Origin of the sequence: Shewanella sp. VB17 (assembly GCF_013248905.1) — a bacterium.
Classification (GTDB): domain Bacteria; phylum Pseudomonadota; class Gammaproteobacteria; order Enterobacterales; family Shewanellaceae; genus Shewanella.
Window position 1 is genome coordinate 1,893,316 of the sequence record NZ_JABRVS010000001.1, and the last position, 22,558, is coordinate 1,915,873.

Consider the following 22,558-nt stretch of genomic DNA (forward strand, 5'->3'; position numbering starts at 1 on the left):
TTTATCTCAAATACTGTTTTTGACGTTACACTAGCGTTTCTGTACTCTTGAGTGATTTTCACGCGTCATGCCATTTTGTCGGGCACTACGAGCACGGTCTAAACCTTGTTGATCAAATCCACCGCGTTGCCTATTGGTTTGTTGGTGTTTCATCGTCGATACTCGGTTCGTATTATTAAGCTGCTGGGTCTTTGCTTGCGAAATAGAAGACTTAGGCATCTTTGCGCTTGAGGCTGAGGTCGCTTTATCAGCAATGTTCTTTGTATTCCATTTACCCTCGTTAGAGTATTGCCATTTACCTTGATTGTCTCGTGCCACGTTGCCGTGTTTATCGGCAAAGATATTATTGCTACGATCTTTGTTATAGCTGGCCTTTGTTAACCCCTTATTTAGCTGGGCTGAGTTGGCGATGCGAGAGCGGGTTTCAGGTCGATTGTAGAGATTGTTTTTCGTCAATTTATTCGCTGTAATATGATTAAAGCTATTGTTTCGATTGCCAATATTGATAGTGTTGCCGATATTTATATTACCAGTATTGATCACCACTGGACGGCGATGGCCGCCGCCATAATAGCCCCCACAGCAGGGACGAGCATAGCCGCCGTAACTTCCATGCCACGTGACTCCCGCACGATAGAATCCATTACTCCAACTTACACCCACATTCCAGCCTGTCCAAGGGTTATAACCAATATGCAGTCCCCAAGTGGGTGGGCGTGGATAATAATAATGACCCCAATATGGTGGATAATACCAGCCAGTACCGTAAACAGGGACGCCATAATAAGGATAAGACCATAAATAACCAGGAGTGTAGCCAACATAAACTACATCGGGTGTTGAATCATAGACTTGGACGTAAGTGGTATTATAGACAGGTGAAGTGGCTGGAATTTTAGCGATGGCTTCATTGGGAATATTATCAGCAACAATCCATGGACCTTTAGCTGACTTTGCTGTGAACCACACCCCATTATCAACGGCATAATAAACGTCATTTATCAGTAATACTTGTGCGGCAGTATTAACGGCATAGGAGACTTGAGTACCGTTGATAGCGTTAAATTTTGGCTCGCCATCGTATTCAACATTCAGTGTTGCTTCACTGCGTTTAATTGCTGTGGTTTGTGGGATCTGTGCATCCATGAGTGCTTGATTGGCTTCGTCGGTACCCGCAACAGAGACCCTTAAGCCACCAATGTCAGATCCTGGTGGAATGTCTTTAAAACTCGCAGGCAATTTATCGGCCCTGACAAACGTCCAAGGACCTGCTTGTTTTTTAGATGTAAACCAACGTCCAGACAGTAATAAGTACATATCTCCTGATGTGGTTTCACGTACCCAAGCAGTTTCAGTATTATTGACATAAAGTAGTTTTCCGTCGATTAAACTTTGCCATTGTGGCGCTCCATCGGTGGCAATTAATTCTGCTGGTTTATCCACTGCGATGATATTGGGTGCATTGGTGAGGCTTTTAGCTAAATTGTCATCTTCACTGGCGACCATGGCCACTAAATCTGCTGGTGGAAATAAGGTGGCTATCCAAGGACCCATGGGATCTGTCGCGGTATACCAATATTGACCACTACTTAGATAAAGCTTTTTCGATTTTGTGTCACGGGCAATGGCAAAAGGAGTATTAAGCACGCGTTCATAGGGACTATTATCAATTTTTTTATATTGAGGTTTGCCGTCATAAGAAAGCAGCACACTTAATCGAGTGCTAAACATAATCTCAGGGGCATCATTGTTTAAATTATCTAAACTGTGCTTTTCTTGTTCAGCAAGCTCCAGGCTAGTTGATAATCGGGCCATTGAGATCTCAAAGCTTGAAGAGGCTAGGGCTTTAGAGGCTGTATCAGTAAAGTTTTGCTGATCTTCAGTGCTTGAATTTGGCCAGCGCACTTCGTTAACGACAATATCGCGTACCAATGCAATATCACCATTATTATCAATTTTGGCATTAAACCAAAATGCACCAAAGACCGGCTCTGCTTGATCTTTGAGTTCAAAAGACATGGCCGCTCGTCCTTTTAGCACATTACCATTAAGCGATTCTGGTTGAGGTTGATAGACGACTAAGGTGCCTTTATCGGTTTGTACATTTTGAGGCCAGTCAATTGCCGATGCAGAAAGTGGCTGTAAAATAACCAACCACAAAAGCTGTATACTGGGCAGTAAACGCCAGTATCGATTTTTTAAATTAAATCTCATACTCATCCTCTATGATCATATTGCACAAATTTTAGTATATTAAAAACTTACCGCCCTAGCAGTAGGCTTTACGTAACTTTAATTAGCTTTTTATCGAGTAAGAAGGCAAGGCTTACTGTGCATTTCCCCTCAACTGCTTATAGTCTTAGTGGTGATGACTCCAATTTCCACCTTTATTTACGATTGACAGTGTTACGCTGCCATTGTTCGTGAAATTTTACTAAATTAAGTACGACTACCTGTTGTTGATAATGTGTCTTACAATAGTAAGTATGATTTTCTTAGGTTGAAAATTAAACTAAAAGAGGTGATATGGTACACACTCTTGTGGTATTTTTTATTTTTTTACTAATGAGTCTATTTTGTCATCGTGCTAGCGCGACACCGATGTCTGAGTTGCGTTTACTTACTGAACAATGGGTTCCAGTTTCTTATGAAAAAAATGGAGTTAATACCGGTTTTGCAGTTGAATTAGTCAACCAATTACAGATAATTATAGGTTCAGAACAAAAGGTTGAAGTTTTACCTTGGGCTCGTGCTATGTCTATTGCGAATTCGACACCCAATGTGATGCTGTTTGCCACTTCTATCAATAAGGCTCGCCGTAAATCATTCGACTTTGTGGGCCCTATTATAACCAGTAATATTTCACTTTATGCTAAAGCAAACGATAACATTGAATTAAATGATGTTAGTCAACTAAAAACTGCTGGACACATTGGGGCTTATCGAGGCTCTATAGGTGCTAGTATGTTAAAAGAGTTAGGTTTGGATCAATTACTGATATCCAGTTTTCCGACTCAGTCAGCAAAACAATTGCTCAGAGGACGTATTAGGCTTTGGTGTCAGGCGGATATTGCGGTGAACAGCCTGCTTGATGAAATTGGCTCTAATCTTGATGCCATTAAACCTGTTTTAGTTATTTCCGAAATTAGTTTGTATTTGGCTTTTTCAAAAGGGACACAATTGAGTGTCATTGAGACGTGGGATAATGCTTTGACAGAGTATAAACGTTCAGGGAAATTCAGACGTCTTTATTTTTTATGGTTTGGTGAATTACCCGTGCCTGAGACTGCTAAACTCATTAGGCGTGAAAAGTAATGTTAACCATGAGGAGTTATAAAATATATTTTATTCAGTAGTTATAATATGGCTGGCCACTTATTCAACGTCATCATTTACTGCTGGATATAACATAAAAAAGTTACGTTTGTTGCAAATTGATGCATTTTTCTTTTAGGTTTTTTCAATAAAATTAAATATATTAGCTCAGTGTAAATTTATGCTTGCTTATGTTTTATTAAAAATTTGGAGTTGTAAAATTGAAAAATAAAAAAATTTGGTTGGCTGTATTATTTCTTCCTATTTCATTTGGATGGGCTGATAATAGTGGTACTGAAGTTCCTGAAAGTGGAGGGAATGAATTCTATAGTTCAATTGGGAAACTTAATGGAGCATTAACTTGCACGGTATCATTTGTTCAATTTAGTCATAACCTTAATGCTAAAGCGAGTTTTATAACAAATGGACATTGTGTTCAGCAGGCATTTAATTCAGCAGCTGGCAATAATGTTATTGTAAATGAAAATGTTAATTTTACAGCTAAATTTAATTATTTTAAGGATACAATTATATCTGAAAATGTTATTGATATTGCTGTGAATAAAGTTGTTTACTCGACGATGAAAGGGGTCGATGTTGCCGTTGTATCAGCCAATGAAACTGTTGCTGATCTAATAGAAAAAGGCTTAACGCCATATTATATCTCCACTGATGCATTAGCTGTAGACACCCCAATTATTATTGCAGGAGTTCCCCAAGATGTTAATGCTCTGCAGTTATCTTTTTGCCAGTCAGAAAAAAGCTATGATGTGGTTGAAGGAGTTTGGCATTGGTATGGTTTTGCTGAAAATGATTGCCAAGGTATATCGGCTGGTAGTTCAGGCTCGCCAGCATTTGATGATAATAATCGCATCGTTGGAATGATTAATACCACTACGACAACAGCGGTTGGAAAGACTTGTTATAGCGGTAATCCCTGTGTCAATGATGCCAAAGGTGCACATGTGAAAAAAAATAAAAATTATTTAGTTCCGCTTCATAATCTAGCGCTCTGTTTCGATGACGATGGACAATTTTTAGATGATAATGATGGCTGTCCGCTTCCTCCACCGAGCAATGTGGCTATTGCAAATTACCCTTATATTTTTAGTGGGTTAAACTCTGATAATACATTTTGGGATATTAATGTTGAAAATAATGAAAGTAATATTAGATACAAAAAAATATTACTATCTGACAATTCTCAATCTTGTCAAAATATTGATGGTTATAGTGTGCCATTAGGAGCAAGTGATGCACACTTTAGTGAGATGATGATACCAACGTCAGTGGAAGGAGTGCATCAGATTTGTATTATTTCAGAATTTGATGATGCGATGTCACCTAGCGTTGTTCAAGTTATCGTTGATAATATGCCTCCTTTAACTAAACCTGATTTATATATAACGCCAAGGGGATTTGAGCCACTATTTAGTGTCCCTGAATATGTGGATTTTTGGATAGCATCTGGTTCTCCTGAAAGCCTTAGTTGTGATTCAGCAGATTACAAGCAGTACAATAGAATTCCTACAACGATTGATGAGACGCCTTTAAAGATATGCTTGTATGGGTTTGATGCTGCGCACAATCAGAGTCAAAAATTTCAATATTTAATACGCTAGATTTTATAATTTAGTGGTTAATAAGGCAGAATCGATAAACATGAATTTGTCGATTTTTTATTGTCTGTATAGAGTAATGATGATTTATATCATCTTTAATCGTCATGTCTGCTTTATAAGCAGATATGTCATAAAAATAAATAAAATACTAGCAATTTTTATTTATATAGATGCCCCTAATTAATTAGATGGATGTCGAATATTAATCTTTAGTGTTAACCTTAATTATCTCGTTATTCAGTACCTCTGTGACAAAACAGATTGTAATCAAATTAATCTTATGGTGTTAAAGTGTTTTTTTAGGTGATGGTTTTGTTGATTTTGTGTTTTTTAAATGTTTTTTAACATGTTATTTGGTTAAACTTTGACTCGGTAACATGTTAGGTTGACTGGAATTTGTAAGCCGTATCACTTTTGATGTGTAAGACTGACATAACTAAAGCTGTTCAGTAGTAGGTTTTTGTATCTAGTTATTGGTATCCATATGGTCAATAAACGAAAGTATTTCGTGATTCGTGATTCGTGATTTGTGATTTTTCTTGGTACTGTAGCGAGAGTTGACTATAATTTCATGATGAGCATTAAATGTAAGCCACTAGATGTAAACTAATGAGTCATTATGAAAAAAATGATGAATATTTTTATACTTATGTCGTTATATTTTCCCTTTAATGTGTGGGCGAATAATGTACTCGATTTAGTGATAGATGAGTACCCTCCTTATACATTTGCTACTAACAATACCATTGATGGCATATCAATTCGAATTGTTGAAGCTGCCTTTAAACGTATGAATCAACCAATAAACTTGCGAGTGCTTCCTTGGTCCAGAGCGCTTAAACTGCTTAAGGAAGGAAAAGTCGATGGGCTGATTGAAATCTTTAAAAATGAAGAAAGAGAAACTTACCTTGATTACAGTAAGGTGGTTCTGATTGATGAAGTGGTTAGCCTTTTCGTTGTCGAAGGCTCAGAAATAAACTTCGATGGTGAATTGAGCAAACTAAGTGATTATCACTTTGGAGCTCGGCATGATTATAGTTATGGCACTGAGTTTGATCAGGCTGTTGCCGATAAAGTTATTTCTCATATATCATTAGATGTTGAGCATGAACGTTTAATATTGAAACTGTGTACAGGGGAAGTTGATATATTAGTGGGCGAAAAAAATGTCGTTGCTTATAGAGTGAGTCTACTCAAAAGCCTTAAAACAAATTCAAATAAGCGGTGTAAAAAAATTGAAGAATTATCAACCCCTGTTCAGTCAACTCCAGCCTATATCGTGTTTTCTAAAAAACGCGAGTTAACTGATATTAGAGATAAGTTTGATATCATATTAATGAAAATGAAACAAGATGGCAGCTACCAAAAAATTATCGATGCGTGGAGGGAAAGTCATTAGGCATAGTACCTATAACATTAGAGCTAGTGCGTCTAAATGAGCGAGGTTAATGTTGGAGTTATTATTGAAAGTAACTAGTTGCGAATGATCAGTTATACTTGTACCGAATTGAAGGGCGACTACACTTTTATCATAGTGGTTTAATGTAAGCCACTGGATGTAAACTAATGAGTCATTATGAAAAAAATTATTTATCTTGTTATGCTTATGTCGTTATATTCCCCCTTTAATGTATGGGGGACTAACGTACTCGATTTAGTCATAGATGAATATCCTCCCTATGTATTTACCGATCCGGACACTGGTACCATTGATGGTATATCGATTCGTGTGGTTAATGCAGTTTTTAAGCATATGAACCAGTCGATAAGCTTAAGGGTGGTTCCTTGGTCTAGATCGCTTAAATTAATTAGAGAAGGAAAAATTGATGGTATCATTCAAATTTTTAAAAATGAAGAAAGGCAAACTTACCTTGATTTTAACAATGTGGTATTAATGAATGAAGTAACGAGTCTCTTTGTCGTCGAAGATTCAGATATTCATTTCGAGGGTGAGTTGGCTAAATTAAATAAGTATCACTTTGGGGCTAGGCAAGATTTTAGTTACGGTACAATATTCGATCAAGCTGTTACTGACAACGTTATTTCTAATATATCATTATACGTAGAGCATGAACGCTTAGTATTAGAACTGTGTACGGGGGAGCTAGATATCGCCATTGGCGAATCTAATGTGCTTGCTTACAGAGAGCATTTGGTCAAATCTGTTAAAAAGAATTCAGTTACACGGTGTAAAAAAATTAAAGAACTATCTCCCCCAGTTCAACTCACTCCAGGCTATATAGCATTTTCTAAAAAGCGTGAGTTAACAGATATTAGAGATAAATTTGATGCAATATTAATGAAAATGAAACAAGACGGCAGCTATCAAGAAATTATTGATATATGGGGGAAAACTCACTAAGTGTTAGGGGGAAAATGAAGTATGACTATCCCTATCCCTAAGTAACCTTAAGACGCAGAATTCAGCGTGTCGAGAAGTGTCGGATATATGATTGATCCAGCATGAATAGGACTTGTACTACATTGAGAGTCGGCTACACTTTTTATGATAAGAATTGAATATAAAAGCCACTAAATGTAAATTAATGAGTCATTATGAAAAAAATGATCAATGTTGTCATACTTATGTCGTTGTACTTACCTTCTAATCTGTGGGCGGCTCATGTGCTCGACATTATGGTCGTTGAATACCCCCCCTTTATGTTTACCAATACCGATACCAATACTATGGATGGCAAAGTCATCAACGTTGTTGAAGCTGTTTTTAAACGTATGGAGCAGCAAATAGAATTAAGGATTGTACCTTGGTCCAGAGGCCTTAAGCTCCTTAGAGAAGGTAAAGCTGATGGTGTCATTGAAATTTTTAAAAATGCAGAAAGACAGACTTACCTTGATTTTAGTCATGTATCATTGATGAATGAAGTGGTTAGCTTCTTTGTTGTCGAAGATTCAAAGATCCGCTTCGATGGTGATTTGGCTCAATTAAGTCAATATCACTTTGGTGCTAGACAAGATTATAGTTATGGATCTGAGTTTGATGGGGCTGTAACTGATAAGGTAATTTCTAACTTATCATTATATGTAGAGCTTGAGCGCTTACTATTGGAATTGTGTACAGGGGAGCTAGACATCGTTATTGGTGAAAGACATGTGGTTGCTTATAGAGAAAGTTTACTAAAAGGCCTTAAAACACATTCAATTAAACGTTGCAAAAAAATTAAAGAACTATCACCTTCTGTTCAATCAACCCCAGCCTATATTGCATTTTCTAAAAAACGTGAATTAATCGACATTAGAGATAATTTCGATAAAATATTGACGAAAATGAAACAAGATGGCAGCTATCAAAAAATAATTGATGAGTTTGACGTTTTACATTAGTGTTTAATCATATTATCTCAGAGTTATTTTTAATCAATTCTCAATATTGATTGATGAATAAAGTAACGGTACCAGTACCAGGGGGATTTTACTTGGTATGGCACCGTTGACTTTTGTGTTTTATTTTCGTTCAGCGATAGCCTTTTTCATGGCTGCATCTGCAATGTTTTCGAGTTGAATGAGATCGATGTGCTGATGGGATTCACAGATAAACCAAGGTTCGCGAGAATCAGGCTCGAGCATTATCCCGCTCTCAATTAAGTTATGGGCAAACTGGGTATATAAGTCGCTATCAGTTTTTTTCCAATCACGGTAGTTATTTGGTATTTGATGACCAAAATGAATGCCAAACATGGCGTCCGGTCCAGCGAATTGATGTTCGATACCGTGTTTAGTAAATACACGTGACAATAGATGCTGAATATCGGCACCGACTTTATTAATGGTGTCATAGGCGTCGGTTTCATTCAAAATGGTCAATGTTGCTTTAGCGGCACTTAAGGCAATCATATTGGCAGTATAAGTGCCGCCATGGGTGACTCCATTGTTGCCGAAACCTATTACGTCCATTACATCAGCACGCCCCCCAAAGGCTGCTACCGGATAACCATTACCCATTGCTTTGGCATATGTCGTTAAGTCAGCATAGATACCATAGAGTTCCTGCGCGCCTCCTTTAGCGACTCGAAAACCTGTTTTTACTTCATCCATAATTAATAAGGTTCCGTTAGCATCACAGATATCACGTAATTTCTGCATGTATTCTTGTGAAGATGCAATACTGCCGCAGTTACCTAAAATAGGTTCGATAACTATCGCTGCGATATCATCGCCGACACGAGCAAAGACTTCATCAATGGCAGTGAAGTCATTGAGTGGAACTGTTTCTAGGTGTTCACGAGTTGCTGGAGGAATTCCGCCACCAAAAGCGGTTATTTTAGGGGCTATTTCAGTGTCAGTATCCCAATTATCAACATCTGATTTCCACATCATTTCATCGTATAAACCATGGAAACCACCTTCAACCACAACAATTTTATTGCGTCCGGTAAAACCTCGTGCTGTACGTACAGCACCAATAACAGCCTCTGTGCCTGAGTTCGCAAAGCGCATTTTTTCAATGTTGGGGCACATTTGTTTTATGAGTTCAACGACTTGTGAGTCAAGATCGGTTGAAAATCCTGAAATGGTGCCTCGTTCGGTAATGACTGTTACGACTTCTTTATCTACTCTACTATCACGATACCCTAATATGATCGGGCCGTAAGCCAGTCTGAAGTCGATAAATTCTTGATCGTCAGCATCGGTAATGGTGCATCCTTGGCTGCTTTTTACAAATACCGTATTCTCTTCTCCCCAGTAACGGTAATTATCAGCCACGCCCATAGGCATATTATGATGAGCCTGTTTTAACAGGGACTCGGTGACTGGTTTGCTGTTCTTGAGCATGTTTTTATCTTCGTCAAAAAATTCTGTCGAGTATAATACAGGGCCAGATAATGCTTTGCTATATTGAGTTTCGTTTATCCAACATGTTATTGCTTGTTAATGTCATGACATTTATCACTGGATAAATGCTACTTTAAAGTCTTATTTATTATAAATCAAATGCTTGTGAGAATCATCAAGATAGTGTTCATCTCTAGAGAAATCACAGCTGCGTATTACAAGTTTCAAATTGAGTTTGGCAAAGCCGTAAAAATGCGTCAGCTTGTGGTGATAAATGCCGCTCTATTGAACGAAAAATTCCAATTTCTCGTTCAATGAAAGGTTTCTTTAATGGTATCCAAACTAAGTTTTTATTGTCTAATGGGAAGGCTAATTTAGGTAATGTTGTTACGCCAAGACCCAATTCGAGCATAGAAAATAGTGATGTTATATTTTCAACATCATATTTTGCTTGCTCAGCTAGGGCTGCTGCCGGCGTGTTCGCCAGTAGCCTACAGGTTCCATTTTTGATGAAAGAAAACGGGAAAATATCGTGCCAATCGAGTGCTTTTTTATGTGTGGCCAGTAAATGATTTTTTTGGCAAACAAGACCAATAGGATCGGTAAAAAGGTATGAAAATTCAATTTTATGGTCTTGTGTATGTAGGCAATTACCTAATGCTAAATCAACGTCCCCTGCGAGTAATCTTTTTTCAATTCCCAGAGCATTATCATCGATTAATGATACCTGAACTTCTGGGTGGTGATGGCAAAAAACAGCTAATACTTTTGGCAGTAGTTTTGTTGCAACAGAAGGTACTGAGGCGATCTTTAATCGACCTAGCTGTCCTTTTGCTGCTTTTTTTAGATCTTTATTCAATGATTGATATAAAGCTAAGAATTGATTAATCATAGGTAAACACACCTCACCGTAGGGGGTTAATTTTGCTTTATGGCTTGTATCAAATAACACTTGCCCTAAGGTTTTTTCTAATTCTTTAACTGAGGTAGATAATGCAGCTTGGGAGCGATTTGCTGTTTCAGATGCAGCTCGAAAACCGCCTTTTTCAGCGACCAGAGAAAAATATGTTAACTGTTGTAATTTGATATCCATAACGACCTATTTATTTTTATTTACATTAGTATTTTATTAAAGCATAAAAAGAGTGATAAATAATACTTATCAACATTAAAAAATAAAGCGTTAGATTGATGGTGTTTTCTCGCGCATAATTTAATAATTACGTAATAACATGTATAGGTATTTTAAAAATGTCAGCGAGTTTAAAGAGAAACCCAGTAATCACAGACCTCTATGAATCTGAGTCAGCACTCGAGTGGGCTATTATCAATAATGGCATTTTATATACAGCCCAAATTCCTATTTCGTTATCGGGTGATGTAGTGGAGGGAGGCATTAAGGCACAAGCCAAGCAGACGATGGATAATTTGGTTCACACCTTAAATGCAGCAGGTGTTAATTCAGATGCTGTATTGCAAGTTATTATTTATGTCACTGACCGTTGTTATTTGGCCGAATTTAATCAGATATATAATCAATATTTTACTTCACCATATCCTAATAGAGCTGTGATGGTTGTAGCAGGGCTTGCTAGAGAAGAAATGTTAGTTGAAATAGTTGTTTATGCAGCTGTTGATAAATAACCGATAGAATTTAATGGAGTAATGGAATTAAGATGACTATTTTAGTAGAAAAATCACTTTATATTAATGGAGAATGGTATACAGGACAAAATACCAAAACCAATATAAATCCTTCCGATATAACAGACAACTTAGGTGAGTTTTCACAAGCCAGTAAACAACAGGTTATAGATGCCATTGAAGCTGCTAAATGTGCTCAACCTAAATGGGAAAGCACGCCATTAGAGCACAAAAAAAAGGTATTACAGGGGATAGGCGATGAGCTGATTGCTCGCTGCGACGAACTGGGTAAGTTGCTCTCTTGCGAAGAGGGTAAACCTTTTGCTGAAGGAAGAGGTGAGATTTATCGAGCAGGGCAATTTTTTCAATATTTTGCTGCTGAAGTACTAAGGCAAATTGGGGATATCGCACAATCTGTTCGTCCAGGTGTTTCTGTTGAGGTAACACGTGAAGCGGTTGGTGTTGTTGCTGTCATCTCTCCATGGAATTTCCCTACCGCTACAGCCGCTTGGAAGATAGCTCCTGCGTTAGCTTTTGGCAACAGTGTTATCTGGAAACCTGCAAGTTTAACGCCTGCTAGTGCGGTAGCATTGACAGAAATCATCCACAGACAAGGGTTACCTGCAGGTACCTTTAACTTGGTATTAGGCAGTGGTGCTGAAGTTGGCAATACATTGATTCACTCATCTGAAATTGATGCCGTCAGCTTTACAGGATCGGTCGATACAGGCAGGTGCGTAGCCAAAGCCACTGCTGCTAATTTTGTCCGTTGTCAACTTGAGATGGGCAGTAAAAATGCACTGGTGATTGCCGATGATGCAGATATTGATATTGCTGTTGAAGCGACGATTATGGGATCTTTTTCTGGTACAGGGCAAAAATGTACAGCCTCTTCGAGACTTATTGTGTTTGACAGCATCCATGATGCTTACGTTGATGCCTTAATTAAACGTATGGCAAGTCTACGAGTTGGCCATGCTCTCTGTGAAGGTGTTTTCATGGGGCCTGTTGTTGATAAGGCTCAACTTGATGCCAATTTTGATTGGTTGAATAAAGCCAAATTAGGGGGGGCAACGGTTGGTTTTGGTGGTGAGAGATTAACCCTTGAGCATGACGGTTACTATATGTCACCCACCTTATTACTCGGCACACAAAACGATTGGCTGATTAATCAAGAAGAAGTATTTGCGCCTATGGCGAGTATTATCAAGGTGAAGGATTTAGAGGAAGCGATTGTGACCGTCAACGATACGCGCTTTGGTTTAACCAGTGGAATTATCACTCAAAGTTTACGCCAAAGCGCTATGTTCAAGCAACAAGCGCAAACAGGTTGCGTCATGGTGAATTTGCCAACAGCGGGCACGGATTATCATGTTCCCTTTGGTGGTCGTAAAGAGTCAAGTTTTGGTCCTAGAGAACAAGGGCAGTACGCCAAAGAGTTTTATACCATAGTAAAAACAGCCTATCAACGTCCTTATTAAGGGGTGATATATGTACCAAAATCAAATCGTTATTGATGGGTTGCAGTATTGTCATTGGACTCGAGATTACTTTATTACATTGCAAAAAAGCGGTATCACGGCTGTTCATGTGACATTAGTTTACCACGAAGATGCGCGTCAGACTCTGAGTCTATTTGGGCAATGGAATCGATTATTCGAACAAAATAATGATGTCATCATGCCTGTTTTTGAAGTGAAAGATATCGAACGGGCTAAAGCGTCTGGTCGGGTTGGGATCTTATTTGGTGCTCAAAATTGTTCACCCATCGATAATGACATTGATTTAGTCGAAGTGATGCGCAAGCAAGGCTTACTCATCATGCAGCTTACTTATAATAACCAAAGTTTACTGGCCAGTGGTTGTTATGAGGAGGTTGATTCTGGGGTGACTCGCTTTGGTAAGCAGGTTATTAGAGAAATGAATCGAGTCGGTATGATAATCGATATGTCTCATAGTGCGGAGCGTTCAACGTTAGAAACAATTGAACTTTCAACACGGCCGATTTGTATTAGTCACGCCAACCCCACTTTTGCTCATAATGCATTAAGAAATAAATCTAATGATGTGTTAAAAGCGCTTAGCGAGTCGGGTGGGTTACTGGGATTTAGCTTATATCCTTTCCACTTACCGTATGGGAGCCAATGTCAATTAAATGATTTTTGCCAAATGGTGACTAAAACGGCAGATTTAATAGGGGTAAATCATTTGGCAATCGGCAGTGATCTATGTTTAAACCAGCCACAATCAGTATTGCAATGGATGCGTAATGGTCATTGGTCGAAGGCGATGGATTATGGTGAAGGCTCTGCTGCTGCTCCGGGTTGGCCAGCAGCCTTGTCTTGGTTTGATGGTACCGATGGCATGAAGAATATCTACCAAGGCTTGCTTGAACATGGGTTTACACACCAAGAAACAGCCCAAATTATTGGTGGTAATTGGTTTGATTTTTTAGAACTTAATTTAAATAGTCAATCAAAGTGGTGATGTCACTATTATTTAAGAGCATGTTGTTATCAATACTTCTAATTAATATAACGGAATTGGTAGGTATAAAAAGCAATTTAATGCTTGGAGATACTCAATGTCTAATATAAAAAAGAGTCCAATAATGATGGGGGGATCAGAGTCTTTAATAAATAAATTAGGAGGAGATAATCCTACTTTATGGATGAGTAGTGGTTTTATTGGTTTATTTATTATCTTAGCGTTATTTGACAACCAATTATTGTCAAATATAGTGAATTCTGGTTTTATTTTTTCAGTCAATTATTTTGGATTCTTTTGGCAAATATTAATGCTAATGACATTCTTTATTGCTATTAGCTTAGCTTGCGCTAAAACGGGTCGTGTTCGTTTAGGGGGGCTAGATAAACCTGAAATAGGTGGCTTTAAATGGATGGCGATTATTTTATGTACCTTACTTGCAGGAGGGGGTGTTTTTTGGGCTGCTGCAGAACCGATTGCTCACTTTATTTATCCTCCACCACTTTATGGTATTCAAGAAAATGTATTACAAAGTGCATTTAATGCATTATCACAATCTTTTATGCATTGGGGTTTTTTAGCTTGGGCTATTTTAGGGAGTTTAACATCAATCGTATTGATGCATCTACATTATGATAAAGGGTTGCCGCTGCAGCCACGGACATTACTCTATCCTATTTTAGGTCAACGTGCGTTAACAGGCATTACAGGGGCTTTGATTGATGCCTGTTGTATCATTGCTGTTGCAGCAGGGACTATAGGTCCGATAGGTTTTCTTGGATTACAGCTTAGTTTTGCATTAAATTCACTCTTTGGTATTGCTGATGGCTTTATTACACAATTGATAATTGTCATGTTGGCGGTTGTTATATATACGATGTCAGCCATCAGTGGTGTTAATCGAGGAATTCAAATTCTCAGCCGATATAATATTATTTTAGCGGTAGGTCTGTGCATTTATATTTTAATATTTGGCCCGACTGACTTTATTGTCAATGGTTATCTTCAAGGGATAACTTCCATGATTGGCCACTTTATACCTATGGCAACATACCGAGGTGATGAAGTTTGGTTAAGTTCGTGGACTGTGTTTTTTTGGGGATGGTTTTTGGGTTATGGGCCCATGATGGCTATCTTCCTTGCTAAGATCTCTAGAGGCTACACGATAAGAAGGATGGTTTTCTTTCTCTGTATCATCGCACCCTTGGTAACCTGTTTTTGGTTCACTTTGATTGGAGGCTCAGGGCTTGCATTTGAAATAGCAGAGCCTGGTTCAATCAGCAAAGCGTTCGAAGGATTTAATTTACCGGGAACCTTGTTAGCGATAACTAATCAATTGCCTTTTCCTACATTTGTGTCCATTTTATTTTTGGTTTTAACTACCATTTTTATTATTACAACAGGTGATTCAATGACTTACACTATTAGTGTTGTGGTCAGTGGTGAGGCTGAACCTAATGTGAAGATTAGAGTTTTTTGGGGAATAATGATGGGAAGTACGGCCATCCTATTGATCTCATTAGGGGCTGGAGGGGTGACAGCACTGCAATCATTCATTGTGATAACAGCAGTTCCTGTGTCATTGATCTTATTACCCTCTTTATGGAATGCGCCACAAGCTGCGATGAAGATGGCAAAAGCTCAAAGTATATAAATTACACGATATTGTTAAGCACATCGTGTTGATTTAACAGATGATGCATTGCGTATCTTGAAATCACTTAGGTATAAAGGGAATAGGAATGATGTTCAATATGACGGGATCAAGCGATCATCAGGCTGAAATTGTAATGAGAAATCCAAATATCGTGATGGATCCAGATCGACTAGGGGCTATGCATCAAACTCGCCTTAGTTTTGTAAGGAGCTTAATAAGGCGTATGTATCATAATGAGTGGCAAATTAATATGGCGCATTGGGAGATAAATTCTTTAGGCTTTGGCATGGCGATATACCGCTTGATAACCCCAAATCAAGATTATCATTTAGTGATATTTTCCAATGATATCGACGATGAAGATCGTATTGACCGAGTTGTTGCGCAAAAATGGGATATTACCTTTGCTTTAGTTACAGGAAAAATAGATAAAGAACAGCTGGGACATTTGCAAAACAATGTGCCATTACAAGAGGCGGGGCGACATTCAACTCAAGTACTCGTTCTTGCTCGTGCAAACAAAAGTGTGCGTGTATTTGATCATTTAGTCAGAGCATTATCCATCGGAGAGCAGCCAGATACGGTCATGATTGCACAAGTTGGTTATATTTTAAGAACCACTGCAGTCTACGGTAATGGTAAATTTGGTATTGCGGATTTTGAAATATTGAAAAATAATCCTGATTTTAATTTATCTTTTAGTGCGCAAATGTGCGCTGTGTACATGTTAAGGCAGTTTAGTCTTGATTGGGTTAATGATTTAGCTAAGCAGCAAGGTGGTGAGCAAGCGGTTCAATTGGATATCGGTTTACAACGTTATCTTGGTGTGGGTAATGCCACTGGGCTAGGTATGGCTCCTTACTTAATTAATCATCCTAGAATAGTCGATCAATGGATGTCTCAACGTGAACAAGCGATCGGATTAATTAGCCAAAAAAAAGCAGTGCAAACTGATATAAGTTCGGTGTTTAATTTACTTCAGCGAGCGCGGATACACCTGCAACAAGTGCTGACTATTGATGGTGACCAACAGGCACGTAATTATCAGGCCGTGCTTGATGTATCAGAAATTATCAAGTCTATGAGGGATATAAAAAACAACCGCGTTAAGTGGCAACAGCAGATTGAATATAATCAAAGGTTTAATTTTGAAGCTCAAGAAATATTTTTAGCTTGTTTAATCGAATGTTATCCAGAAACGGTTGATCCGTTTGAGCAATCGATGAATGCTGATGAAACCTTGTTGATCCCCAGAGGTACAGATATTTATCATATGCTTAAGGTGCTTAAGTCCCGTTATGAGTGGGCAATTGACATTAATTTCTATCAACAAGAAAACAAATATTGGTTTTGGTATCGATCAGAAGACAAAGAAGAGCCTCGTCTAGGAGTTAGGGGAATTGAACCTGGTGATGACAAAGAGTTGTTACTTGATATTGCTAGGCAAGTTAATTATTTTTATCAGGCTCTTATTGTTGAACCCGACAAAAAAACGTTAGCTGAATTTTTATTAGTTTCCCCTCAGTATGCCAGTATTGCGAGGAGAGTGTGGGCGCTAGGTCATTGCGATATGGGAGATATTCAGATGAATGTTTTAGCTAAACAAGCATTACCAATGAATTTATTACGTTGTAAATTATCCATATTTGGTGCAACTAAATTTGATCCCAGATCTGATCGTTGGGTTAGGGTTATTTTGTTTCAAGGTGCTCCATTAATGCATGAAATTCACCCACATGAATGGTTATTTCCAGTATTACCAGCAATAGTGACCTCGGCAGTAAATACGTCGGAGCAGAACACATGATAGTGGTATCTCATAATGAGTTGGTGGCTGTTAGTGGTAAAGCGTTTGAAGGATTGAGGTTACCTTACGGCGAAGCTGATTTGATTGCTAACATGGTTACAGATCTTGAAATGGTAGGTTTACAAGGAATTAAGCATTTTATTAAGGCATTGAGTTATCTCAATCCTTCTAATAATCAATCCTGCTCTATTAGATGTGAATCATCTTCAACAATGACTATCGACTTTAATAATGAAAGCATTTTATGCCACTTACCGACAGTACTTGGCTATATTTTAGAAAAACTGATTGATAATCATTATGTCATACTGAATATCGCTAATTGTTTCAATCGTTGGTTAGCATTTGGTGAGCTGTGTAAATTGTCAAGACAGGGGATTTCAATCAAAGCATGTTGGTATTATGCTGCTGAGTCGACTGAAATTATGTACCTGCTTAATTCTGGTAATGATCTGCCTGAGATTTATATCCGTCATGATAGAGAATTAACCATGAATACTGAACGAAAACTCACCATAGAGCTTAGTGATCGTGCATTCGAGTTACCTTGTGTTAGTGCCCACCAACAACATCTTTCATCTGAGAAATTGAAACGGTATCAAGAAGCGTCATGGGTGAATGGTATTGCTATTGAGATTGATGATTGGAACAAATTAAAAAAAGCGTCACAAGCTATGCTGGTGCCCAATAACAAGTGTCTTTAAGGTGGAATTGAGCCATCATCTTTTTATGGTTATATTTGTCTTTATTGAAAAAAATAAACATTGATAAATCCAATCCAGCTTAATACTAATAGGCCCCATGGTAGGTAATGAGCTTTTGGGTTTGTTTCAATGAGCTGTTCAGTGTCAATGTGATCTGAATTTGCTCGAGCCTTGGCTTTAATGACCTGTTTTCGTGCTCTATCCCTGTCACGAGCTTTGCTCTTGTGTTGTTTTTTATATTCGCTGATCCCTTTTTCAATCCCCAGTGCAATTAACTTTGTTTGTTCTTTTGTCTGCCCAGGCTTTTGGGTGGACTTAGCCATTTTCATTGCGTCATTTTGTGTTTCATTTGAAGTTACTTTAGTCATTATTCATTTTTTTTAACTGTGATGAGCAGACTATATCGAAAATTGTTCATGATTACGATAGGAGTTTATTCAACAAAGGATAACCGACACTTTTTCCTAAAGTGCAAGATGAGAGAGGCTCCATTGATACCCAAGTGACCTCAACTTAATGCTTTGAGATTATTTTTAAATTAATCTATTTGAGTTTATTTAGCTGGACTCATTAAGATCAAAATAATAAAGGAATTTGACTGCCCGGCGCATTGACGACAAGTGGCTCATATTGCCAAACACGCTTGACTGTTTCTGCTGTCAAAGTAGTATTTGCAGGGCCTTCATCGACAATTTGGCCGTGTTCTAGTATCACTAGTGTATCGGCATAACGTGAGGCTTGATTGAGATCATGTAGGACCACCACCACTGCATAATGTTGCTCATGGGCCAAGCTTCTGGCTAAAGACAGTACTCTGTGCTGCTGAGCTAAATCTAAGGCTGATGTGGGTTCATCTAACAGTAGAATGGGTGGTTGACTTGCTTGTTGGAGCTGAGTGAGCACTCTTGCCAGTTGAACTCGCTGCTTCTCTCCTCCAGAGAGCGTAGGATAGCGCCTGTATTTTAGTGAGGTTAGGGATAATTTATCGAGTTGTTGATCAACAATTGCCATGCCCTGCTGGCTGTTTAAGGTGAGTGGATAGAGCCCCATAGCGACCACTTGGTGAACTTCAAAAGGAAAAGTGAGGCTGGCATGTTGTGGTAATACTGCCAAGTTTTTAGCCAAGGTTAATCTATCCCATTCTTGAATTGGGCGATTAGCTAAGATTATTTCACCGCTATCGAGTTTGTTATCTTGGCATAAACTCTTCAGTAGGGTGGACTTCCCTGCACCGTTAGGGCCAAGCAAGGCGGTAACCTTGCCAGATTTTATGTGTAAATTAATATTGGTTAGTACGGGTTTATGATTGATCCGGACTGAAACATGCTTGACATTTATCATGGTATCTAGGCTCTTAAATTAGTTTATTTTTTTGCTTTAAAAGCAAAAAAATAAAGAAAGGTGCACCAAGGATCGCTGTCATAATGCCCACAGGAAGTTCTGATGGCGCCAGCAACGAGCGAGCACCGACATCAGCTAATGCCAAAGTGACAGCACCAAGTGCGGCACTAATGGGAAGCAAGCGGGTGTGATTAGGGCCGATAAGCATACGGACTAAATGCGGGATGACCAAGCCGATGAAGCCGATAATACCGGTTGCGGCAACCGAGATCCCAATGCCAATAGCGCATAATAAAATAAGCTTAAATTTGAGTTTATCGACCTCTATGCCTAAGTGTCGAGCCTCAGCTTCACCTAACAATAGTGCATTTAACGCTTTAGCCGAACGAGAGAACTGCCAACTAAGCAGTATTAGAGCCAACAAGCTTAAGATGACATATTGCCATTGTGCGCCGGCAATGGAGCCCATTTGCCAAAGCGTAAGATCCCTAAGTGCGATATCATCCGCCAAATAGGTTAGCAGTCCTATCCCCGCATTGGCTAAGGCTGCGATGGCAACTCCCGACAACAGCAGCAGTATGACAGAGGTGCCCGAATGGCTGTTGGCGAGACGATAAACCATTAAGGTGGTAATAAGCCCTGCGAGGAAGGCGCCAAAAGCCACAAGATATTGACCTTTATCGGGAAAGAAAACGATACATATCGCAGCCCCAAGTGCAGCGCCAGATGAGACACCTATAATACCTGGATCAGCTAATGGATTACGAAATAGCCCCTGCATGACTGCGCCGCATTGAGCTAAAATAGCCCCGACAGCCATGGCTAACATCGTCCTTGGCAGACGCACATTATTGATCACTAACTGCTCATGCGGTGCAACCGATACCACATTGATATGTGTAGCCCAGTTAAGCACAGCGCTAAAGCTGGTAAAAGGCGTGATCTGCAATGGGCCTGTGACAATAGAGAGCAGGCATGTGATCACGAGTAAGCTCAACATACTCGGCCAGATCCAGCGCTGATTTTCCATAAGGTTCATCTTTTCTCTTTAGTTTATGAGCGTACAGGCTAATAGTATTTTTGTATTTCAATAAGATCCGTGGCGAGTTGATCAGCAGCATCAATTGAACTCAGTCCAAGGCCACCAAGCAGGGCTTGAGCGGTTAATGTTTGAATCATGTTATGCTCACCTGCAGGGGTGTGTTTGAGTAAAGGCATCAGTTTAAGTACCTTATCAATGTCATTAATTTGTGAATTTTCAGAACGACTGGAGATCAAGATAAGATCGGGCTGAAGCGATAAAATGCCTTCTTGAGACAGGCTTTTGTACCCAGAGAAATCGGCGATGTTTTTCCCTCCAGCTAATTCAATGATGATATCAGCCGCGGTGCCTTGTCCACCAACACGAGCGGGTCTATTGTCTTGTAGCAACATAAATAAAATGGCAGGAAGCTTGCCAGACTTAATGACTTTTTCTTTTTTTACTTTAATAGAATCAAAAGATTGGCTTACACTTACGGCTAAGGTTTTAGCTTGCTCTTGTCTGTTTAATAGTTTGCCTAATGCATCAATATTGTTCAGCAGTTGTTCTGTTGTTGTTGCACCAGTCAGGGTAACGACTTTAACATTAGCCCCTTTTAGTACCGCTAAAGTCGATTCAGGTCCCATGGCATCAGTGCCTAGGACTAAGTCAGGCTGCAGAGCTAAAATACCCTCAGCCGATAGCATTCTGTGGTAGCCAAGTTTTTTGATGGTACCAAGTTCTTTGGGGAGTAAACTGGTGGAGTCAACCGCGACTAATTCATCGCCTGCATCGAGTGCTAACACCAGTTCTGTCATACCAGCACCAGCACTGACAACTCTATTGATTTCTTGCTCTGGTTTTTGGGCCGACACACTGGCAGATAGCCCTGCCCAAAGCAATGAACTTGCTAAAATACTCGGAGGGATAATGGACTGAAAAGAGCGTTTCTTATGTGTAAACATGGGGTTCTCCAAAGGGGTAAAAGTACTGATGGCAGACATTGTGAATTAATGTTCCATCAATATTTGCGTGTTAGTGATTTGCTGTCTTTGTAATAGTGACAGTAATGTCATCAATGGTTGTACTGGAGCAGATTTATCGGCAGCAATAATGATTTTCGCTTCAGTTCGAGCGTTGTGCAGTTTGATAAATGCGGTCTCAAAGTCGGAGAAATCATTAAAGGGTACGCCATCTAGTGCCCAGTGTGGCTGAGAAAAAAGCAAGTTAATGGTGATGTTTTCAACTTGATTGATAGGGGTAAGTTCCGCCGTGGCCTCGGTAGGCACATCAACAGGTAAGCTAAGTAGCTGAGTGTTGGCAGTGAGCAGTAAAAATACTAGCACGATAAAAATAATATCAATAAGCGGGGTGAGATCCAGCCCTAAAATAGGGCTTGTCTCTTTGTCATTGATGCCAATCATGGCATTTGTCCTTCAGGCTTTATGGCGTCATTATGATTGACAGAAAGAATGTGTCGATGAGCCACAGGATCTTGACCTATGGTCATGGCCTCTTCGAAGCCTTCTAACCATAAATTTAATAAGTTTAATGAATGTGATATTTTGTTGCAGCGTTGGTTTGCCCATAAACCAAATAGGTGAGCTAGGGTGATGGCTGGTACGGCAATGATTAAGCCTGCTGCTGTAGTATTCATGGCGAGGCCTAGGCCTGATGCAAGTTGAGATGGCGTCACGGGAGCTTGAGACAACCCGAGTTGATTAAACATTTCAATGAGTCCCAAAACGGTGCCTAATAGCCCGAGTAAGGGGGTGATAATGCCGATCACTTGCAATACTTTCAGTCCGGATTGTAATTTCCCTTGTTGTTTTATTAGCCAAAGATTAATGATTTCTTCGCGCATCTGGCGATGTTGATCTCTGTGGGTGAGCAAGAGGAAGCTGCCTTTAGCTAACATGCTGTTACCTGTACTTAGCTGAGTTAACAGTATTTTACATTGCTCAGGAGTGGCAGTGGTTGCATTTTGTTTTAATTGGGTTAACCAAGGGTCTCGTTTAGGGAGCTCAAACAAAATTAATGTTAACCGCTCCAGTATGATCATTAAGGCGATAAAGGCACAAATAAAGAGTGGCCAGGTGAGATAGCCTAACTGTTCGTTTAATGTATGGTATAGCGAGTGAGACATAATACTTCCTTGATGGTATTGCT

General features: G+C 39.2%; 20 protein-coding genes. 11 read left to right on the plus strand and 9 right to left on the minus strand.

Features of this window, described 5'->3' with window-relative positions:
- Window positions 1-30 precede the first annotated feature (30 nt).
- Window positions 31-2,214, minus strand: coding sequence for a carbohydrate-binding family V/XII (locus tag HQQ94_RS08005; protein WP_217274013.1), 2,184 nt, complete (start codon window positions 2,212-2,214; stop codon window positions 31-33).
- A gap of 312 nt (window positions 2,215-2,526) precedes the next feature.
- Here HQQ94_RS08005 and HQQ94_RS08010 point away from each other — a divergent pair, with 312 nt between their 5' ends.
- The 5 genes from HQQ94_RS08010 to HQQ94_RS08030 all read left to right on the plus strand — a co-directional run bounded on the left by HQQ94_RS08010 (window position 2,527) and on the right by HQQ94_RS08030 (window position 8,279).
- On the plus strand, window positions 2,527-3,315 hold the full coding sequence (locus HQQ94_RS08010) for an ABC transporter substrate-binding protein (protein ID WP_254304022.1): 789 nt from the start codon (window positions 2,527-2,529) through the stop codon (window positions 3,313-3,315).
- Between the two features lie 221 nt (window positions 3,316-3,536).
- Window positions 3,537-4,937, plus strand: coding sequence for a serine protease (locus HQQ94_RS08015; protein ID WP_173293922.1), 1,401 nt, complete (start codon window positions 3,537-3,539; stop codon window positions 4,935-4,937).
- Between the two features lie 619 nt (window positions 4,938-5,556).
- The gene (locus HQQ94_RS08020; RefSeq protein ID WP_173293923.1) at window positions 5,557-6,336 is read left to right on the plus strand and encodes an ABC transporter substrate-binding protein; all 780 of its coding nucleotides are present in this window, start codon (window positions 5,557-5,559) and stop codon (window positions 6,334-6,336) included.
- 177 nt (window positions 6,337-6,513) lie between these two features.
- Complete coding sequence (locus tag HQQ94_RS08025; RefSeq protein ID WP_173293924.1) at window positions 6,514-7,299, plus strand: ABC transporter substrate-binding protein; 786 nt, start codon at window positions 6,514-6,516, stop codon at window positions 7,297-7,299.
- A gap of 194 nt (window positions 7,300-7,493) precedes the next feature.
- The gene (locus HQQ94_RS08030) at window positions 7,494-8,279 is read left to right on the plus strand and encodes an ABC transporter substrate-binding protein (protein ID WP_173293925.1); all 786 of its coding nucleotides are present in this window, start codon (window positions 7,494-7,496) and stop codon (window positions 8,277-8,279) included.
- Window positions 8,280-8,399: 120 nt separating this feature from the next.
- Here the strand turns inward: HQQ94_RS08030 and HQQ94_RS08035 are convergent, their stop codons facing one another.
- Together HQQ94_RS08035 and HQQ94_RS08040 are read right to left on the minus strand one after the other, a co-directional pair.
- Window positions 8,400-9,728 carry an aspartate aminotransferase family protein gene (locus tag HQQ94_RS08035; RefSeq protein ID WP_173293926.1) on the minus strand — a complete coding sequence of 443 codons (1,329 nt, stop codon included), beginning with the start codon at window positions 9,726-9,728 and terminating at the stop codon, window positions 8,400-8,402.
- Window positions 9,729-9,930: 202 nt separating this feature from the next.
- The gene (locus HQQ94_RS08040; RefSeq protein ID WP_173293927.1) at window positions 9,931-10,821 is read right to left on the minus strand and encodes a LysR family transcriptional regulator; all 891 of its coding nucleotides are present in this window, start codon (window positions 10,819-10,821) and stop codon (window positions 9,931-9,933) included.
- Between the two features lie 158 nt (window positions 10,822-10,979).
- On the opposite strand from HQQ94_RS08040, the gene HQQ94_RS08045 reads away from it, so the two are divergent.
- The 6 genes from HQQ94_RS08045 (at window position 10,980) to HQQ94_RS08070 (ending at window position 18,027) form a co-directional block, all read left to right on the plus strand.
- Window positions 10,980-11,372 carry a RidA family protein gene (locus HQQ94_RS08045; RefSeq protein ID WP_173293928.1) on the plus strand — a complete coding sequence of 131 codons (393 nt, stop codon included), beginning with the start codon at window positions 10,980-10,982 and terminating at the stop codon, window positions 11,370-11,372.
- 32 nt (window positions 11,373-11,404) lie between these two features.
- Window positions 11,405-12,853 carry an aldehyde dehydrogenase family protein gene (locus tag HQQ94_RS08050; RefSeq protein ID WP_173293929.1) on the plus strand — a complete coding sequence of 483 codons (1,449 nt, stop codon included), beginning with the start codon at window positions 11,405-11,407 and terminating at the stop codon, window positions 12,851-12,853.
- Between the two features lie 10 nt (window positions 12,854-12,863).
- Window positions 12,864-13,859: a membrane dipeptidase gene (locus tag HQQ94_RS08055; RefSeq protein ID WP_173293930.1), complete on the plus strand. Its 996-nt coding sequence runs from the start codon at window positions 12,864-12,866 to the stop codon at window positions 13,857-13,859.
- Between the two features lie 97 nt (window positions 13,860-13,956).
- Window positions 13,957-15,513: a BCCT family transporter gene (locus HQQ94_RS08060; protein ID WP_173293931.1), complete on the plus strand. Its 1,557-nt coding sequence runs from the start codon at window positions 13,957-13,959 to the stop codon at window positions 15,511-15,513.
- An 88-nt stretch (window positions 15,514-15,601) separates the two neighbouring features.
- Window positions 15,602-17,323, plus strand: coding sequence for a hypothetical protein (locus HQQ94_RS08065; protein WP_254304023.1), 1,722 nt, complete (start codon window positions 15,602-15,604; stop codon window positions 17,321-17,323).
- Window positions 17,320-18,027: a DUF3726 domain-containing protein gene (locus tag HQQ94_RS08070; RefSeq protein WP_173293932.1), complete on the plus strand. Its 708-nt coding sequence runs from the start codon at window positions 17,320-17,322 to the stop codon at window positions 18,025-18,027. Before HQQ94_RS08065 ends, HQQ94_RS08070 begins: the two co-directional genes overlap by 4 nt.
- Before the next feature lie 41 nt (window positions 18,028-18,068).
- On the opposite strand, the gene HQQ94_RS08075 is transcribed toward HQQ94_RS08070, so the two are convergent.
- From HQQ94_RS08075 to HQQ94_RS08100, 6 genes are all read right to left on the minus strand, one after another.
- The gene (locus HQQ94_RS08075; protein WP_173293933.1) at window positions 18,069-18,395 is read right to left on the minus strand and encodes a DUF2956 domain-containing protein; all 327 of its coding nucleotides are present in this window, start codon (window positions 18,393-18,395) and stop codon (window positions 18,069-18,071) included.
- Window positions 18,396-18,603: 208 nt separating this feature from the next.
- Window positions 18,604-19,368, minus strand: coding sequence for a heme ABC transporter ATP-binding protein (locus HQQ94_RS08080; protein WP_173293934.1), 765 nt, complete (start codon window positions 19,366-19,368; stop codon window positions 18,604-18,606).
- A 13-nt stretch (window positions 19,369-19,381) separates the two neighbouring features.
- Window positions 19,382-20,398, minus strand: a complete 1,017-nt coding sequence (locus HQQ94_RS08085; RefSeq protein WP_173296569.1) for an iron ABC transporter permease — start codon at window positions 20,396-20,398, stop codon at window positions 19,382-19,384.
- Window positions 20,399-20,436: 38 nt separating this feature from the next.
- Window positions 20,437-21,354, minus strand: coding sequence for a hemin ABC transporter substrate-binding protein (locus HQQ94_RS08090; RefSeq protein WP_173293935.1), 918 nt, complete (start codon window positions 21,352-21,354; stop codon window positions 20,437-20,439).
- A 45-nt stretch (window positions 21,355-21,399) separates the two neighbouring features.
- Window positions 21,400-21,813 carry a biopolymer transporter ExbD gene (locus HQQ94_RS08095; protein WP_173293936.1) on the minus strand — a complete coding sequence of 138 codons (414 nt, stop codon included), beginning with the start codon at window positions 21,811-21,813 and terminating at the stop codon, window positions 21,400-21,402.
- Window positions 21,810-22,535 carry a MotA/TolQ/ExbB proton channel family protein gene (locus HQQ94_RS08100; RefSeq protein WP_173293937.1) on the minus strand — a complete coding sequence of 242 codons (726 nt, stop codon included), beginning with the start codon at window positions 22,533-22,535 and terminating at the stop codon, window positions 21,810-21,812. Before HQQ94_RS08100 ends, HQQ94_RS08095 begins: the two co-directional genes overlap by 4 nt.
- Window positions 22,536-22,558 lie beyond the last annotated feature (23 nt).

What these genes read in the sequence shown, in the direction of transcription:
- HQQ94_RS08005 (WP_217274013.1), bottom strand. Translation starts at nt 2,214, where the DNA reads ATGAGATTTAATTTAAAAAATCGATACTGGCGTTTACTGCCCAGTATA.
- HQQ94_RS08030 (WP_173293925.1), top strand. Translation starts at nt 7,494, where the DNA reads ATGAAAAAAATGATCAATGTTGTCATACTTATGTCGTTGTACTTACCT.
- HQQ94_RS08045 (WP_173293928.1), top strand. Translation starts at nt 10,980, where the DNA reads ATGTCAGCGAGTTTAAAGAGAAACCCAGTAATCACAGACCTCTATGAA.
- HQQ94_RS08040 (WP_173293927.1), bottom strand. Translation starts at nt 10,821, where the DNA reads ATGGATATCAAATTACAACAGTTAACATATTTTTCTCTGGTCGCTGAA.
- HQQ94_RS08075 (WP_173293933.1), bottom strand. Translation starts at nt 18,395, where the DNA reads ATGACTAAAGTAACTTCAAATGAAACACAAAATGACGCAATGAAAATG.
- HQQ94_RS08055 (WP_173293930.1), top strand. Translation starts at nt 12,864, where the DNA reads ATGTACCAAAATCAAATCGTTATTGATGGGTTGCAGTATTGTCATTGG.
- HQQ94_RS08025 (WP_173293924.1), top strand. Translation starts at nt 6,514, where the DNA reads ATGAAAAAAATTATTTATCTTGTTATGCTTATGTCGTTATATTCCCCC.
- HQQ94_RS08070 (WP_173293932.1), top strand. Translation starts at nt 17,320, where the DNA reads ATGATAGTGGTATCTCATAATGAGTTGGTGGCTGTTAGTGGTAAAGCG.
- HQQ94_RS08085 (WP_173296569.1), bottom strand. Translation starts at nt 20,398, where the DNA reads ATGGAAAATCAGCGCTGGATCTGGCCGAGTATGTTGAGCTTACTCGTG.
- HQQ94_RS08035 (WP_173293926.1), bottom strand. Translation starts at nt 9,728, where the DNA reads ATGCTCAAGAACAGCAAACCAGTCACCGAGTCCCTGTTAAAACAGGCT.
- HQQ94_RS08010 (WP_254304022.1), top strand. Translation starts at nt 2,527, where the DNA reads ATGGTACACACTCTTGTGGTATTTTTTATTTTTTTACTAATGAGTCTA.
- HQQ94_RS08065 (WP_254304023.1), top strand. Translation starts at nt 15,602, where the DNA reads ATGATGTTCAATATGACGGGATCAAGCGATCATCAGGCTGAAATTGTA.
- HQQ94_RS08060 (WP_173293931.1), top strand. Translation starts at nt 13,957, where the DNA reads ATGTCTAATATAAAAAAGAGTCCAATAATGATGGGGGGATCAGAGTCT.
- HQQ94_RS08020 (WP_173293923.1), top strand. Translation starts at nt 5,557, where the DNA reads ATGAAAAAAATGATGAATATTTTTATACTTATGTCGTTATATTTTCCC.
- HQQ94_RS08095 (WP_173293936.1), bottom strand. Translation starts at nt 21,813, where the DNA reads ATGATTGGCATCAATGACAAAGAGACAAGCCCTATTTTAGGGCTGGAT.
- HQQ94_RS08080 (WP_173293934.1), bottom strand. Translation starts at nt 19,368, where the DNA reads ATGATAAATGTCAAGCATGTTTCAGTCCGGATCAATCATAAACCCGTA.
- HQQ94_RS08100 (WP_173293937.1), bottom strand. Translation starts at nt 22,535, where the DNA reads ATGTCTCACTCGCTATACCATACATTAAACGAACAGTTAGGCTATCTC.
- HQQ94_RS08050 (WP_173293929.1), top strand. Translation starts at nt 11,405, where the DNA reads ATGACTATTTTAGTAGAAAAATCACTTTATATTAATGGAGAATGGTAT.
- HQQ94_RS08090 (WP_173293935.1), bottom strand. Translation starts at nt 21,354, where the DNA reads ATGTTTACACATAAGAAACGCTCTTTTCAGTCCATTATCCCTCCGAGT.